A 15,129-nucleotide genomic window follows, 5' to 3' on the forward strand; every position below is an offset into this window, starting at 1 on the left:
TCGCCGATGATAATATGGAACTAACTTTAGTTGCCTAGAAGGAGCCGCCGCCATGCTGAAGAAGTGGAGCCTGCTGACCCGTTTGTTTGCGATTTATTCGCTGATTGTGTTCTTGGTCATTCCACTTTCGTATGTAGTTTTTTATAAATATTACAAATCGATGGCTTATCAAACGCTCTCCGAATCGTTTCGTTGGGAAGTAACGACCTTGGCCGAGCAGCTTGACAATGCCATCGTGTCGGCGGACGGTCTAGCCGTGAACACGCTTACCAATCCTTCGATCGAGAACTGGATGAAGGAGACGCCCGACGCCAATTCCAATAGCAAGGTTATTAATGTGTTCAATAAAATGCGATTGGACCTGGATATTGATCCGGACAGCTTGAATCGGATTTCCATTATTAAAGATACCGGCACCTTTTTAACATTTGGGTCCTCCTACAACAAAGAGCAAGCGCGGAAAAATATTTCCGGACTGTCATGGTTCAGCGATCTAAAGCAGAAGCCACTTCTTGTGCTTCCCCCGCATCGGGACGACTGGGACTCAAAGGGAAAAATGGTTGTTTCCGTCATTCGCAGCTCCGTACCTGGGACGGTTATTGAGGTTCAGATTCCTTACTCCTATTTGGAAGCGAAGCTATCAAAAGGGGATTTTGCTGCGAATGGCAAACAAGTCATCCTGTACGGCGACAATAATCAGGTTATTTATCCGACCGATCAGTTGCAGTTGCCCTCAGGCAAAGAAGTAACTGCAGAGTACGAGCTTTCCCACTCCGGCTGGCGGGTAGTTGTGACTCAGCCCATGGACCTTATGCTAATGTCTGTTCGGAAAACAGGATATTGGATGGCTGCGATCGCCGGGGGTTTGTCGCTGGTTTCACTGATCATGGCGTTTTTCTTCATATCCAGAACGACCAGACCGCTCGCTCAGCTCAGCCACACTATGGCTCAGGTCCCTGGAGATGCGCGTACGAAAGATCAATTGGAGCGGTTGTTCGCCGGCATGGATACCCATGGGACGCACAACGAAATCGTTCATTTGTATCATTCCTTCAAGAGCATGCTGGGACGGATGGAGGAATCCAAGCGTTATGCCGTAGAAGCGCATTCTCGCGAGCTCCAGGCACAGTTTATTGCCCTGCAGGCCCAAATGAATCCTCATTTTCTTTACAATACGCTTACCTTGATCGGCATGCTGGGTATGGAGGATGGAAACGAAGAGATTCCAAAAATTACAAGCGAACTTGTTCATATGCTGAGATACATTACTTATGACAGCGGAGAGCTCGTGACTTTAAAGGAAGAAGTCGATCATACGCTTCGTTATCTCGACATCATGAAGACGCGTTACCGGGAGCATCTTGTGATTGATGCTCGTATGGAAGGGGATTTGTCCGCGGTTCGCGTGCCGAAGCTGTCGGTGCAGCCCTTTGTGGAAAATTGCGTGAAGCACGCCTTTGCCGTGAAAAAGTATCCTTGGCGTATTGAACTCCGTGTATCGGTTTCGAGCAAAGGCTGGAACATTCAAATTAATGATGACGGGGACGGATTCAGCACCGCGTATTTGCAGGAATTTGCAAGCAAACGCGATCAACTCGAACGGCTCGGTCTGTTCTCAAAGGGCGGCGGCATGGGAATGCGGAATACGTGCAGCAGACTGTTACATACATTCGGGGACGCCCTGCAATTTGAACTTTCAAACAATGAGGCGGGAGGCGCCTCTGTAAGATGGGCTGTGAATTCAGGAGATGACGTATATGTTGAAAATATTGCTGGTTGATGATGAAGTGGCGATTTGCCGCGGTATGAAAAAGCTCATTTCAAAGGTTGATCCTGAATGCTTTCTTGTTGCGGAGGCCTATGATGGCGTAGAAGCTCTTGACATGATGGATGAGTTCAATCCTGATGTACTTCTCACGGATGTGAGAATGCCGAGAATGGACGGCTTGCAGCTGCTTCGCGAAGCGAAAAAGCGTAAACCGGAGCTCTTGACAGCCGTAATCAGCGCTTATTCCGATTATGATTATATTCGGGAGGCCATATTGACGCATGAGTCGGACGACTATTTGCTCAAGCCTGCGACGGTAATGGATATTCAGGAGCTGCTGCAGAAGCTGAAGCTGAAATATGAGCAGCTCATGATGAGCAGGGAGCAGGGGGCTCTGGGACTGCTTCTGCAGGGTGGATCCTTATCCAACTGCCCTGCTTTGCTGCAATATTCCCATTACGAGCTGCTGCTCCTATGTGCCGGCCCCTATTTCAACGGAGTAATGGATATGTGCCCAGGAGAAGTATTGTGGCAATCTTCGCTCTTTAGTGAATACTCGGCACGCTGCAAGGAGCTAGGCATTCGGCAGTGGATATTAAACGGTGAAAGGCCGAATGAGCGTTTTGTCCTTTTAGCGTCGAATGATGGCGATGCAGAAGCGCGAATGCGATTCGCTTTGGATAGTTTCATGCAAAATGTTCGGAATCAACAAATACCCGTGACATTGGTCATGGAATCGGAACTGTCACTCCATCAGCTGTACGCAACCTGTAAACAGCTCCGGAGAGAACTTATGCATTCGCTTGTTTTTGCAAAATCGAACATCCTGCAACACAAAGACTCCGGCGCAAAGAAGACGGCCGCCGAACGAAAGTTTACAGCGGAAACAGCAAAGGTGATTGAGGCTGTCGGGCAGAAACGGTTTGAACGGTTTGATGAGGAGCTGAGTGCTCTAATATCGAGCTGGGAAAGCCATTGTGCAACGCAGTATGTGATTCAGCAGTCCCTTTTTCGCATACTGGCTGAGTTTGGAGAGCGCGGTCTTGAGCGACAGTCCGACTTGGAAATGTCAATTTCCAACTCGCTTGCCTACAAGGAACTTAAGGATCGATTAACGGCTTTATTTCATGACCTGTTTGAGTCGATATTGCATACGGATGACAAATTGGCCCCGCTAAATACGATCGTCGGACAAGTCGAACAATTTTTGAAGAGAAACTTCCGTGAGTCCATTACGCTGCAGAACTTATCTCAGGAGTTCGGGCTCGTGCCCAATTATCTGAGCGTTCTGTTTAAAAGGGAAAAAGGAATTACGCCCATTGAATACTTGATGGAGTTTCGGATCAAAGAGGCTAAGCGTATCATGGACGGACAGCCCCAAATGCTGCTGAAACAAGTGGCAGGCGAGGTGGGGTATTCAGATCAGCTTTACTTTAGCCGAGTATTCAAGAAGCTCACCGGACAATCCCCTTCAGAGTATGTACATTCCCGGCATCGATAGGGATGGAATTCATCTATTCGTCCATAAACAACTGCGATTTGTGTATTTGCCCCGTGTTCTTCGCTGTATATAATGATTGAAAACGTTATCACAGCGAATCGATCCGGGGTGGGCCTGAGTGTTCCGAGTATATGAAAAGTACAGTCGTTCCGTATATCAGCAAGTTCGCCGATTTAAATATTGGGACTTTATTATCCTCATTCCTTTTGTTCTGCTGTCGTTGAAGGTCAGATTGCAGTTTTTCTTCTTCCTGAAGTCCCCCGGACAGAGCTTTCCCAAGTCTGCCGACTCCGAATGGTACCTCAACTATGCCCGCTCCTTGCTGGCCGGCAATCGAATCGGCACGCATATGGACGATATCATGTATTTGGGATACAACTTCCTGCTTACTTTGCTGCTCGCCGTATTTAAAAGCCCTGTTGCCATTCTTTTTATACAAGCGGTAATGGCGGGGCTGTCGGTCATCCTTGTATATATAATCGCGCGTATGCTGTTTAACAGAACAACCGCCATCATTGCTTCATACTTGTATTGCTATCATACTTGGCCCATTACGCTATGGTCCGTTTATATTCTTTCCGACAGCTTCTTTATCAGTTTGCTGCTGTTATGCGTATATTTCCTCCTCAAAGGCATGGAAGCCGGACCCGGACAAAAAGTATACAAGATTCTGTTTGCTGCTTCAGCCATATACCTGCTTGTATTCAGACCGACCGGCGTCATCACCCTGAGCTTTATCATGCTGTATATCGTACTCAACATTCATAGAAAAACGTTAGTTCTATTCATCAAACGGCACAAGCTTGTCCTTGGCAGCATTCTGGCCTCTGCTTCCGTTGCTTTTATTTACTTCATAGCAAGCGGCAAGCTGGATCCCTTGATCGCATCCATGCAGTTTAACGCCAAAATGGTATTGTATAATATTTATGCCAAAGGCAGGGTCTACGACATGGCATCAGCTGCCGACCATTTTTTTAAGCCTGATTACAGTATCAATATCATGAATAGCTTAATTGCCAGCTTTATCGTCAATAATTGGGATCACATTTCCATTATTTACGTCAAACGAATGGTTGCCTTTCTCGGCAGATGGGTGTGGCAGACGGATTTAACAAGTGTAAGAGGCATGGTCAAGTTCGCCGATCACATGCTGCCTACTGTTCTGTTTGCAATAGGAACCGTTGTCGCATTCGTGAACGGGTTGTTTCGAAAGGCTTCCATTGTATGGTTGATCGTGCTCGCCGTATTCCTTTTTTGCATCGTTTTCTTTATAGACGGCATGTACAGATACAAGGCGCCCAGCATCCCTTTTATTGCGATCGTCGTTGCATACGGGGCAGACAGAGTCATTCGCGGAGTCATAGTCCTTGTGAGAAATGGTGTGATGCTGCTGTTACAGAGAAGGAAACGGGCTCCGATTAGTCCAGGTATGTAATGCATTATAGATAATAAACTGTGTTGCAACAACGAAACCACACATGCCGGCTATTACCTGAAAAAGGTAATTTTCGGTTGTGCGGTTTCGTTCCCTCCCTCTATGTCTGATCCACACTCAATCTGCGCAAATATTCCTTCGGCGTGCAGCTGTTGTAGCGCTTGAACAGCTCATAGAAATGAGCCATGTTCTCGATCCCGACTGCTGCTGCGATGGTCGTGACACTCTTGTCACTCGTAACCAGGAGACGCTCGGCATTCCGGATGCGGCGAAGGTTCACGTAATCGGTGAAGGAGCTGCCCATCGCTTTTTTGAAAAATTTCGAAAAGTAAGAATAACTCATTCCGGCTAGCTTGCTAACTTGCTCCATATTGATTTTGCCGGCCATGTGCTCGTCCACGAATTCGATAATTCGCTTCATCACCTCAGCATCAACCCATTCATGCGCTTGCAGCAACCCTCTTCGATCCGCTCTCAGCAAGGTCAGCAATAGATGCTTGATGTGCATGCTTGCTGCAATTTCATACCCCTTGGTCTGACTAGTTATTTCTTGTTTGATGTCTACAATGATCCGAGCAACGTCTTTCTTGACGATTGGGTTCTCCTGAAATATATAGTTTAACTCCTCCAGAGGGAGATGAATCTCAGAGAAATGGCGATAATACATCATCATAGCAGGATCAAAATAAGGCTGAAGATCAAAATGCAGGACAATGCATTCCATCATCGCATCACCGATTTTATGCCCGCGATGCAGCTGAGAAGAACCGACTACGACCAGATCTCCAGGGAGCAAGCGGTAATTATGATTGACGGTATGAATTTCATGTATCCCTTTTTGCACTAACACGAACTCTATTTCCTTGTGATAGTGCCATCTCGGCAGCTCCTTCCGCTCCTTCTCGGTGTTCGAATATTGCAGGACTTTAATGCAGAGCTGCGGGTTCTGATAATGAATGGGTTCTTTAAACACTTCCACTGGGAGCTGCACCGCGCTTTCTTGATAGAACAAATTTGGATACAAACGGGACAAAAGACGGCATAGTTATTTTGATCAAATCATTGTATCTTGACTCTAGTACTATTATACATCGCTTTCTACAATGAATGAAGGAGAGAAGTGTAGATGAAAGTTGCCATCGTAGGTTCCGGGGGAATGGGACGGATTCATGCATCCGCCTACGTAGAAATGCCCGGTGTCGAACTTGTCGGAGTATGTGATATTGATTTTAAGCTTGCACAAGAGCTTGCGGAGCGTACGAATACTCAAGCTTTCGCCTCTTTCGAAGAGATGATGGCTGCTGTGAAGCCGGATGCAGTCAGTTTGACGCTCCCAAGTCATTTGCATAAGGAATACGCGCAAAAGACGGCCCGTTTAGGCATACATGTCATTTGCGAGAAGCCTATTTCACTTACAGTCGAAGATGCTCAAGCGGTTATCGATACGTGCAAGGAGCATGGAGTAAGACTTTTCATCGGTCATGTTGTTCGATTCTTCCCGGATTATGTACAAATGAAGCAAACGATTGACGCTGGCCGTATTGGCCGAGTCGGGACAGCTCATTTGAAGCGTGTAGGCTCCCACCCGGGCGATGCACGTCCTTGGTTCAAGGATGAAGAGAAAAGCGGCGGCGTGATCGTGGACTTGATGGTTCATGATATTGATTTCGTGCGCTGGACGCTTGGGGAAGTGAAGTCGGTATACTGCATGAGACGCCATGAAAATGAATACGATTATGCACTCGTTACCCTTTTATTCGAGAACGGTGCTGTCGCCAATCTGGAAGGGTACTGGGGTTATCCGGGCGCATTCCGGACGGCAGCCGAATTCGCAGGCTCCAAAGGTGTGATTCGCGGAGACAGTGACAATGCCAAGTCTCTGCAGGTCCGCAAGGTTAACACAAATACGGAAGGCGCCCGCTTCGCCGAGGTTCCTAGGAGCCCGTCGCTTCGAGATCCGTATTCCATCGAACTCGAACATTTCATCACTTGTATTCGGGAGAATAAAGAGTCGATTGTAACCCCTCAAGATGCTTTAAAAGCGCTGCAAATCGCTAACGCAGCACGGGAATCTGCAACGACCGGCAAAGCCGTCCTGTTCTAATACGATCTCTTCGGGAGGATAGATATCATGACAAACAAACTAAAGGTAGGCATGATCAGTTTCGCGCATGGACATGCTTTCTCCTACTTGAACGCTCTGCGTGCGAATCCTGATGTTGAAGTGACAGGAATTGCTCATGAAGATAAAAGTCGAGTAGAAGCAGTAGTGGAGCAGTCGGGCATTCCTTATTATGAGGATTACCGTGAATTGTTGAAAAGCGACATCGATGCTGTGGTCATTTGCTCGGAGAATGCCAATCATGCCCAGCAGACGATTGATGCGGCAAATGCCAAGAAACATGTATTATGCGAGAAGCCGCTTGGCGTTTCTGTCACGGAAATGGAACAAATGATTGCTGCTTGCGAGTCCAATGGGGTGCAATTGATGACCGCATTCCCATGCCGATATATTACTGCAGTAGTTCAAGCCAAGAAAGCAGTAGACCAAGGAGAAATTGGTGAAATTGTGGCCATCAAGGGGACGAATCGCGGAACGATTCCAAGCGGATGGTTCCTTGATCCGAAGCTGTCGGGCGGTGGAGCGTTATTTGATCATACCGTTCATGTGATGGATTTGATGAATTGGTTCCTTAGCGGCTCCAGAGTAAAAGAAGTGTATGCATATGCCGCTACTCTATTCAACGAAGGTGTCGAAGTAGATGATGCCGGAATGATCCATGTGAAGTTCGACAACGGAGTATTCGGTGTGATTGATACAAGCTGGTCCCGTCCCAAATCTTTCCCGACATGGGGCGATGTAACGATGGAAATTATCGGCACGAACGGAGTCATCTCTGTAGATTCCTTCGCTCAGAAGAACGAGTTATATGCGGATGATACTGGAAAAGGAACGTATATGTTCTGGGGCGATGGAATGGATGAGCATTTGGTCAAAAGCTTTGTAGATTCCGTACTTAACGGAGTGCCTGTACCCATTAGCGGTGTGGATGGTCTTCGCTCGGCAGAAGTTGCTCTTGCCGGTTACCAATCTGTTAAGCTCGGACAGCCAGTTCAAATATAAGGCTGGAAGTACCTCATTAGAGCCTGCATGCATACCGCATGCAGGCTTTTGTTGTTGCTATCCGCAGCTATCCGTTATACGATTATGAGAAGAACAGGAATTCGCAGTCTAGGATTGGAAGGTAATGGATGCAATGATGAATGAACAAACGCTCACCTTGGATCAGGCAAGAAGGGTATTGCAACGCATTTATGGATACCCGGATTTCCGTGAAGGGCAGAAGGCGATCATAAGAGATATTTTGAATCAGGAGGATACTTTGGGGATCATGCCCACTGGAGGCGGTAAATCGATCTGCTATCAGATTCCAGCCCTGCTTCTGCCTGGTACCACAATTGTTGTATCCCCGCTTATCTCGTTAATGAAGGATCAAGTAGATGCACTGGACGGGTTAGGCATACCCGCTACTTATATTAACAGCTCCTTAACGGGAACGGAAACGAACCGTAGGCTTAGAGGGGCTGCTTCAGGGGAGTATAAGCTGATTTACGTGGCGCCTGAGCGGCTTGAAACGGATATGTTCCTATCGTTAGCGCAGCGAATCGAAATTCCTTTCGTGGCTATCGATGAAGCGCACTGTGTGTCCCAATGGGGCCATGACTTCCGTACGAGTTATTTATCTGTCGCCCCATTCCTGCGTCAGTTCGATCGCAGACCGAGAATCGCTGCATTCACTGCAACGGCTACTGAGAATGTTCGTACAGACATTGTACGATTGCTTGCACTGAAGAACGCGAAGGTTCATGTAACCGGTTTTGATCGAGGGAACTTATCTTTCTCCGTACTCAAGGGTGTGAATAGAGAAGACTATTGCCAAGAGTATGTAACCAAGCATGAGGATCAAGCGGGTATTATTTATGCTGCGACACGTAAAGAGGTCGATCAGGTACATCAGCAGCTAACCCGTAAAGGTATTCCCGTCGGGAAGTATCATGCTGGAATGACAGACAACGAGCGTCAGGAGATGCAGAATCGGTTCCTGCGCGATGATGTCCGAGTCATGGTGGCCACGAACGCGTTCGGAATGGGAATCGACAAGTCTAACGTAAGGTATGTGCTGCACTGGAGTATGCCTAAGAACATGGAATCGTATTATCAGGAGGCTGGCCGTGCAGGACGTGACGGAGAACCTGGTGAATGTATACTATTGTTCCAACCGCAGGATATTCTGCTGCAGAAGTTCCTTATTGAACAGTCTGTCTCTTCACCAGAACGCAAGCAGCAGGAGTACCGCAAGCTGCAGCTAATGATCGATTATTGCCATACACAAAATTGTCTAAGAGCTTATATTCTGAACTATTTTGGAGATTGGCAGCAAGCAGACACTACTTGCGGAAACTGCGGGAGCTGCAACGATGACAGTGAGATCGTCGATATGACCGTAGAAGCGCAGCAGATTTGTTCCTGTATTCGCCGGATGAATGAGCGATTCGGGGTTACCTTGGTGGCTCAAGTATTAAAAGGTTCTTCTAATAAACGAGTGATGGAATTCAGGTTCGATAAACTGCCCACATATGGACTGATGAGGCAGTATCCGGAAAAGACAATCATAGATATGATTCAACTGCTGATCGCGGATGGTTATGTAGGGCTGACAGAAAGTCAGTATCCCGTGCTGCGCTTGTTAGCTCCAGCTGCGGATGTTCTGCGCGGGGAGAAGCGGGTCACACGTAAGGTGCGAGAGGTTAAGCGGCAAAAGCAGGCAGCGGGAGGCGAGCTGTTCGACCGTCTGCGAACGCTTCGCAAGCAGTTGGCTGACCGTGATGGAGTACCGCCATATGTAGTGTTCTCCGATAGCACGCTGCGCGAGATCACGGAGTTGCTTCCCGAGACAGATGTGCAGATGCTGGCTGTCAAAGGTGTAGGCCAAGCTAAGTTAATCAAATACGGCTCACCTTTTCTTGAAGCTGTACGCGTCTATATAGCGGATCGATAGTGCAGATGGCAATCCTAATATTGGAGACAGCACGTGGATCTCGAATAGAACGACTTCTGATTCCTTTAATGATAATCACCCGTGGGCGATTTAGTTGCAGAAAAGCAATTAAATCGAGTGTTCCGGGTTATGGGGGTCAAATTAGTTGCGGAAAAGCAATAAAATTTGAAAATGAGGGCAATCAGATGACTAGGTGGTCTTGTTGCGGGAATTAGTTGCTTTTTTGCAATTATTTTATTTTCTTTTGTCCAGCATGCAAGGATTCGTGGGGATGACACCGGGCATGTATCGCAAACAGCAGGGACTAGTTTCGGGGGTCGTAAAAAGACCTGACAACTAGTCCGAATAACCCAGGCCATGTCCCTCTCCTATAATGGGGGAAAACAAAGTACGATGACCAGTTCTTGTTCCGCGATGTTCTTTTTCCAAGTCATACTACCCAACCCGGCTGGCAAAAACAATGTTTCCCCTTGTTTCAACTCTACTTCACAATGATCCCCGTATAACAACTGACCCGCACCAGCTACAATAATGGCTGCTGCGAATTCATCCTGCTTCTCAAACGGATATTCTCCTGTAATGTTTAATCTACTCAAGCGGAAGCGATCGGTATGTTTGGCTTGGATGAGACTTGTTTCCTTGCCCCCTTGTTTCTCTTGCACAAGCTCAGGCTCTACCATAGATCGGCGTAAAGCACCATCAAGATCCGTAGCCTCATAGTGGAAGCATTGCAGCATTCGATCGAATCCAATCCCCTGATGGCAAGCCTGATCCTTAAGCTGTACTCCCCTTGGAGTCGTTCTTTCGGTGCGCAGTGTAAGATCAGTCGGCTCTTGGATCTCAATGAGGAAACACCCGCTGCCGATCGCATGAGGAAGTCCTCCCTGAATAAGAAATACATCTCCCGGTTGTACATACACTTTGTGCAAGGCATTAATCATTCCAGGTATATCCTGTTCTTCGAACATTCGACGCCATGATTCTGGTGTCACCTCAGGCTTGAATCCTAACAATACATAAGGATCCTCGCCGTCGATCGTTCTCCCCTCCAATATGTACCAGGCTTCTGTTTTCCCAAAGCGGGAGTTGAATTCGCTAAGGGCAAATTGTCGATCCGGATGTACCTGAATCGTTAGGCGTTCGCTTGAGTCCAGCAGCTTAACGAGGATGCCTGGACTGACTTGATACTTTTCCGCATGCTGTACGCCTAGGAACAGAGCCGGGGCCGACTCGATCAACTCTTTTAAAGTAACGCCTTGCCTGTCAGGTAAGTCAACCTTGCTCAAGCCTTCTACAGGAAGATGCTCACGGCCAACATTGACAGCCTTGACCGTCGAAGCGACCCAGAGCTCAGGAAAATCACTGTCTTGCGGTTCGGGATTCTGTTTCCATCTATCCAGACTTGCTCCACCCGCATACGTGCGCCATACACGATCGTCAATTAGTTTCAGCGGTGTTTTACTCAAGGAAAGTGTAAGTTGATCCAAGGGTTCTTCCTCCTTAGAAAAGTATGTAGGTTTAATGGCTTCTTAAATACATTGTAACAGGCTTATGGTTTAGTCGTACAAGTGTATTTTTAATATGGGCTTGTGTTCTCACCATTTCAGCAAGATTGCAAACACCCCGTACCTATTAACTATAGGATGCGGGGTGTCCGTGGATATTAAGGCTTATAACATTAGGATGCTCGGACAGTTGTGAGATTAGAACCAAGTAGACTCAGTAACAATAACTAACAGAATATAAAGGACTAAGATAACTCCTACAGATGTGAAGGCTCCACCGGCACTCATTAGCATCCTCCTTTCAAATCTAGATTGTTCAGAATATGTAGTCTACTGTCACTTAGATTGGACATCAGCCCTGAAAAAACGCCCAAATTCAATGATTGATCTCTAAAAATTAGGCTGGAGACGATTTTTTTGCTTATGGGGTATAGTTTAATCAACATCACATAGATCCCCATAGTATATAAGCGTATAGGGGAGGAGGAAAAAAATATGAGTGGATTAGTTGGAGGTTTCGGTGGCATAGGAACATCTACCGCTGTAGTCTTGGTACTATTCATCCTTTTGGTTATCGTTACTCGTGGAGTTCTGGGCGGCGTATGCTAATTTCCCTTTACAAATGGCTTTAGTTAGACCCTAACAAACGGAAAGTTTACCTTTTAATCCTCCTTTCTTCGAGATCGGGGGATTTTTTTTGTGTTGTTTATATGCCGATCGGAAAGGCAATACTTGTTTGTATAATTGGCATCTTAGAGTCCATATTGAAAGAGGAATGATGATGCGAATCCCTCGTAAAATGATTATGAAATCTACCAAAACGAATCGGTTAGCAGAAAGGATTCAGCAACAAACTCAACAACTGATGAATCCTGCATCAAAACCTTTATACACAACTCTCAAGGAAAACATCCAAGAGATCCAAACGGCATTCGGAAGCAGCACAGATCTTATGATCAAGGAGCTTCGCATTGGTCCTGAAGGTTGTGTCCAGATAGCTGTTATTTTCCTTGATGGAATGGTTGATGAGAAAACGATTACCGATTTGATTAAAGATTCCATGACGTTCGATACCCAAATGTCGGGCAAGGAGAGAAATACCGATAACCCAATGCTTTTTCAATCCTTGAGAGATTTTGTTTTATCGGTAAGAACCGTCAAGGATGTTACTGATTTTGATAACCTGTATAGCTCCTTATCATCAGGATTTTCAGTAATCTTGCTGGATGGGAATGCTCAAGGGATCGCAGCAAATGCGCAAGGATTTAAGGACCGCAATGTCTCGGAGCCTTCAATCGAGTCTGTCATCCGCGGTCCGCGGGAAGCGTTCACCGAGACGATCCGTACGAACACAGCCTTGATCCGACGCAAAATAAAAAGCTCCAATCTATGGATGGAGACGAAGCAAATCGGACGGGAAACCCAAACCCAGGTTGCGGTTATGTACATAAAAGGGATTGCGGAAGAAGCTATCGTACAGGAGGTCCATAGACGCCTTGACCGGATTGACATTGACGGGATTCTGGAAAGCGGATATATAGAAGAATTGATTCAGGATGAGACTTACACCCCTTTTCCGACCATCTACAATTCTGAACGACCGGATGTTATTGCGGCTGAGCTATTAGAGGGAAAGATAGCTATTCTTGTGGATGGGACCCCGTTTGTACTTGTGGTTCCTGCCTTTTTCGTGTCCTTTCTGCATGCACCTGAGGATTATTACCACCGAGCGGATATCAGCAGTCTGATTCGGATTCTTCGCTATATCGGGATGATCATTTCTTTTGTTGCTCCATCCTTATACATAGCGGTGACCACGTTTCACCAAGAAATGCTGCATACGAATCTGCTGATCAGCCTGGCTGCTCAACGGGAGGGTGTTCCTTTTCCGGCTTTTATCGAGGCGCTTTTAATGGAACTGGCTTTCGAAATACTACGTGAAGCTGGTATTCGAATGCCCAAAACGATTGGACCAGCGGTATCCGTAGTCGGTACCTTGGTTATCGGACAAGCAGCGGTTGAGGCAGGAATTGTGTCCCCCGCAATGGTTATTGTGGTTGCGATTACGGCAATCAGCAGTTTTTCGTTTCCAGCTTACAGTTTAGCGAATTCATTCCGAATTCTTCGTTTCCCTTTAATGGGACTTGCAGCCTCCTTTGGGTTATATGGAATTATTGTTGGAGTCATTGCTTTATTACTGCATTTATGTAGTTTGCGCACCTTCGGTATTCCATATATGAGTCCAATTGCCCCATTTAACCTCCCGGATCAAAAGGATGTGTTTATTCGGGCACCGTGGTGGGCAATGGTATTACGTCCTAAATTATTGAACCGAAAAAACACAACCCGTGAAAAGAAAAATCCGCCTCCAATCTAGAGTGGCAACAAATACACGGGAAAGGAATTTGACTGTGAAACAAAAAACGCTTCTTTTCCTCAGCATTCTCGTTCTCGTTATGTTATTAACCGGTTGTTGGAGCCGCCGCGAGTTAAATTCACTCGGAATCGTAGTAGGTGTTGGGATCGATAAATCCGACAAACAGTACGAGGTATCCATACAAATTGTTAACCCGGGGGAAGTCTCCAGTTCAAAAAGAGGGGGGGGAAGTGATCGATCTCCAGTCACGGAGTATAGCTCAAAAGGAAAAACTGTTGCAGAGGCAATCCGGAAATTAACGTCCGTCACTCCTAGAGAATCTTATTTTTCCCATGTCCGAATGGTGATCATGTCTGAATCTTTAGCCAGGGAGGGCATAAGTGAAGCGTTAGATTATTTATCTAGAAATCATGAATTTCGGACGGATTTCTATTTTGCCATCTCACGGGGAATGTCAGCCCAAGAAATGCTGTCTATCGTAACGGCTATGGAGAAAATTCCGAGTAATAAAATATATAATGCTTTGGCCATAGCTGAGAAGGAATGGTCGCCCGTAACAACAGTCCAATTGGATGATCTTATCAAAAGTGTTGTAAGCAAAGGGAACAATCCTGTCTTGACCGGTATCCGTCTTATTGGGGATTTAGAGGCAAGTCAAACAAAAAAGAACATTGAATCTATTAAACCATTAGGTGTTCTGCAACCTTGGGGGTTAGCGGTATTCAATGGAGATCGAATGGTCGGGTGGCTCAATGAAGAGGAAAGTAAAGGCTTCTCGGATTTAACTAACAAGTTAAAACGGTCGGTCTTAAATATAGCGTGTCCAAAGGGTGGTTATCTAGCGGTGGATATCATTAGGTCGAAGACAAAAGTCAAAGGACTGGTTGTCAATGGAAAACCAAAAGTGGACGTATCGATGAGAACCGAGGCTAATGTATCGGATGTGCAATGCAAGATCGATCTGGCCAAGGGAGAGACGCTCTCTTTTTTGGAACAGGAAATCGAAAAAGAAATAAAAAGACACGGGGAAGCTTCCGTCAAAAAAGCGAAGCTGCTTAAAACGGATATATTCAGCTTTGGAGAAGCGATCCACAGGGCAGAGCCTGCTTATTGGAGCAAAGTGAAGGAAGAATGGAATCGTCATTTTGCTGAGATGACTGTTGATATTAAAGTAAACGCACATATAAGGCGTCTAGGTACTATTGGAGATCCCATTTTGAACAAGACGAAGGAGTAGTGAAACATGCTGGAAGTCGTTGGAGTACTTGCAGTATGTCTTGCGATTATTATGATTGAGGTCCCTCCTATGAGGAAAAAAGGGCAGAAAAAGGAGCTTGGTCTATTCTCAGTCCTCATCTTGATTGGAGCAGGCTTAAGCATTGGGGCCAGCTTGCATTTGCCCATTCCGAACCCTTTAGATGGATTAAGTTATATTTTCAAACCGGTAAGCGATATTATATTTGGAATGTTGGAATGAAGAAAG

General features: G+C 46.3%; 13 protein-coding genes. 10 read left to right on the forward strand and 3 right to left on the reverse strand.

Features of this window, described 5'->3' with window-relative positions; translation table 11 throughout:
• Positions 1-52: 52 nt before the first annotated feature.
• The 3 genes from AC58QD_RS10545 (at position 53) to AC58QD_RS10555 (ending at position 4,704) form a co-directional block, all read left to right on the forward strand.
• Positions 53-1,780, forward strand: coding sequence for a histidine kinase (locus AC58QD_RS10545; protein ID WP_497332821.1), 1,728 nt, complete (start codon positions 53-55; stop codon positions 1,778-1,780).
• A complete protein-coding gene (locus AC58QD_RS10550; protein ID WP_497332823.1) occupies positions 1,758-3,269 on the forward strand; it encodes a response regulator transcription factor in 1,512 nt (503 codons plus the stop codon). Before AC58QD_RS10545 ends, AC58QD_RS10550 begins: the two co-directional genes overlap by 23 nt.
• A 118-nt stretch (positions 3,270-3,387) precedes the next feature.
• Positions 3,388-4,704, forward strand: a complete 1,317-nt coding sequence (locus tag AC58QD_RS10555; RefSeq protein WP_497332825.1) for a glycosyltransferase family 39 protein — start codon at positions 3,388-3,390, stop codon at positions 4,702-4,704.
• A gap of 100 nt (positions 4,705-4,804) precedes the next feature.
• On the opposite strand, the gene AC58QD_RS10560 is transcribed toward AC58QD_RS10555, so the two are convergent.
• Positions 4,805-5,683: a helix-turn-helix transcriptional regulator gene (locus AC58QD_RS10560; protein ID WP_497332827.1), complete on the reverse strand. Its 879-nt coding sequence runs from the start codon at positions 5,681-5,683 to the stop codon at positions 4,805-4,807.
• 147 nt (positions 5,684-5,830) lie between these two features.
• On the opposite strand from AC58QD_RS10560, the gene AC58QD_RS10565 reads away from it, so the two are divergent.
• From AC58QD_RS10565 to recQ, 3 genes are all read left to right on the forward strand, one after another.
• Positions 5,831-6,808 (forward strand): Gfo/Idh/MocA family protein, encoded by a 978-nt coding sequence (locus tag AC58QD_RS10565; RefSeq protein ID WP_497332829.1) that lies wholly within the window; start codon positions 5,831-5,833, stop codon positions 6,806-6,808.
• A gap of 27 nt (positions 6,809-6,835) precedes the next feature.
• Positions 6,836-7,828, forward strand: coding sequence for a Gfo/Idh/MocA family protein (locus AC58QD_RS10570; RefSeq protein ID WP_497332831.1), 993 nt, complete (start codon positions 6,836-6,838; stop codon positions 7,826-7,828).
• A 136-nt stretch (positions 7,829-7,964) separates the two neighbouring features.
• Positions 7,965-9,764: a DNA helicase RecQ gene (gene recQ, locus AC58QD_RS10575; RefSeq protein WP_497332897.1), complete on the forward strand. Its 1,800-nt coding sequence runs from the start codon at positions 7,965-7,967 to the stop codon at positions 9,762-9,764.
• Positions 9,765-10,132: 368 nt separating this feature from the next.
• Here recQ and AC58QD_RS10580 read toward each other — a convergent pair whose 3' ends face one another.
• Entirely contained in the window at positions 10,133-11,251 is a 1,119-nt protein-coding gene (locus tag AC58QD_RS10580) for a class I mannose-6-phosphate isomerase (RefSeq protein ID WP_497332833.1), read from the reverse strand.
• Positions 11,252-11,467: 216 nt separating this feature from the next.
• A complete protein-coding gene (locus tag AC58QD_RS10585) occupies positions 11,468-11,563 on the reverse strand; it encodes a YjcZ family sporulation protein (protein WP_497332835.1) in 96 nt (31 codons plus the stop codon).
• A gap of 201 nt (positions 11,564-11,764) precedes the next feature.
• Between AC58QD_RS10585 and AC58QD_RS10590 the strand changes: the two genes are divergently transcribed.
• The 4 genes from AC58QD_RS10590 to AC58QD_RS10605 all read left to right on the forward strand — a co-directional run bounded on the left by AC58QD_RS10590 (position 11,765) and on the right by AC58QD_RS10605 (position 15,123).
• A complete protein-coding gene (locus AC58QD_RS10590) occupies positions 11,765-11,878 on the forward strand; it encodes a sporulation protein YjcZ (protein ID WP_497332837.1) in 114 nt (37 codons plus the stop codon).
• Between the two features lie 172 nt (positions 11,879-12,050).
• Positions 12,051-13,646 carry a spore germination protein gene (locus tag AC58QD_RS10595; RefSeq protein WP_497332899.1) on the forward strand — a complete coding sequence of 532 codons (1,596 nt, stop codon included), beginning with the start codon at positions 12,051-12,053 and terminating at the stop codon, positions 13,644-13,646.
• Between the two features lie 34 nt (positions 13,647-13,680).
• Positions 13,681-14,883, forward strand: coding sequence for a Ger(x)C family spore germination protein (locus AC58QD_RS10600; RefSeq protein ID WP_497332839.1), 1,203 nt, complete (start codon positions 13,681-13,683; stop codon positions 14,881-14,883).
• A gap of 6 nt (positions 14,884-14,889) precedes the next feature.
• Positions 14,890-15,123, forward strand: coding sequence for a hypothetical protein (locus AC58QD_RS10605; RefSeq protein WP_497332841.1), 234 nt, complete (start codon positions 14,890-14,892; stop codon positions 15,121-15,123).
• Positions 15,124-15,129 lie beyond the last annotated feature (6 nt).

Source organism: Paenibacillus sp. J2R1T-4, from assembly GCF_059692235.1.

Excerpts from the sequence above, each read along its gene's own strand:
- AC58QD_RS10570 (WP_497332831.1), top strand. The coding sequence starts at position 6,836 with ATGACAAACAAACTAAAGGTAGGCATGATCAGTTTCGCGCATGGACAT.
- AC58QD_RS10605 (WP_497332841.1), top strand. The coding sequence starts at position 14,890 with ATGCTGGAAGTCGTTGGAGTACTTGCAGTATGTCTTGCGATTATTATG.
- AC58QD_RS10585 (WP_497332835.1), bottom strand. The coding sequence starts at position 11,563 with ATGCTAATGAGTGCCGGTGGAGCCTTCACATCTGTAGGAGTTATCTTA.
- AC58QD_RS10595 (WP_497332899.1), top strand. The coding sequence starts at position 12,051 with ATGCGAATCCCTCGTAAAATGATTATGAAATCTACCAAAACGAATCGG.
- AC58QD_RS10550 (WP_497332823.1), top strand. The coding sequence starts at position 1,758 with ATGTTGAAAATATTGCTGGTTGATGATGAAGTGGCGATTTGCCGCGGT.
- recQ (WP_497332897.1), top strand. The coding sequence starts at position 7,965 with ATGAATGAACAAACGCTCACCTTGGATCAGGCAAGAAGGGTATTGCAA.
- AC58QD_RS10565 (WP_497332829.1), top strand. The coding sequence starts at position 5,831 with ATGAAAGTTGCCATCGTAGGTTCCGGGGGAATGGGACGGATTCATGCA.
- AC58QD_RS10545 (WP_497332821.1), top strand. The coding sequence starts at position 53 with ATGCTGAAGAAGTGGAGCCTGCTGACCCGTTTGTTTGCGATTTATTCG.
- AC58QD_RS10590 (WP_497332837.1), top strand. The coding sequence starts at position 11,765 with ATGAGTGGATTAGTTGGAGGTTTCGGTGGCATAGGAACATCTACCGCT.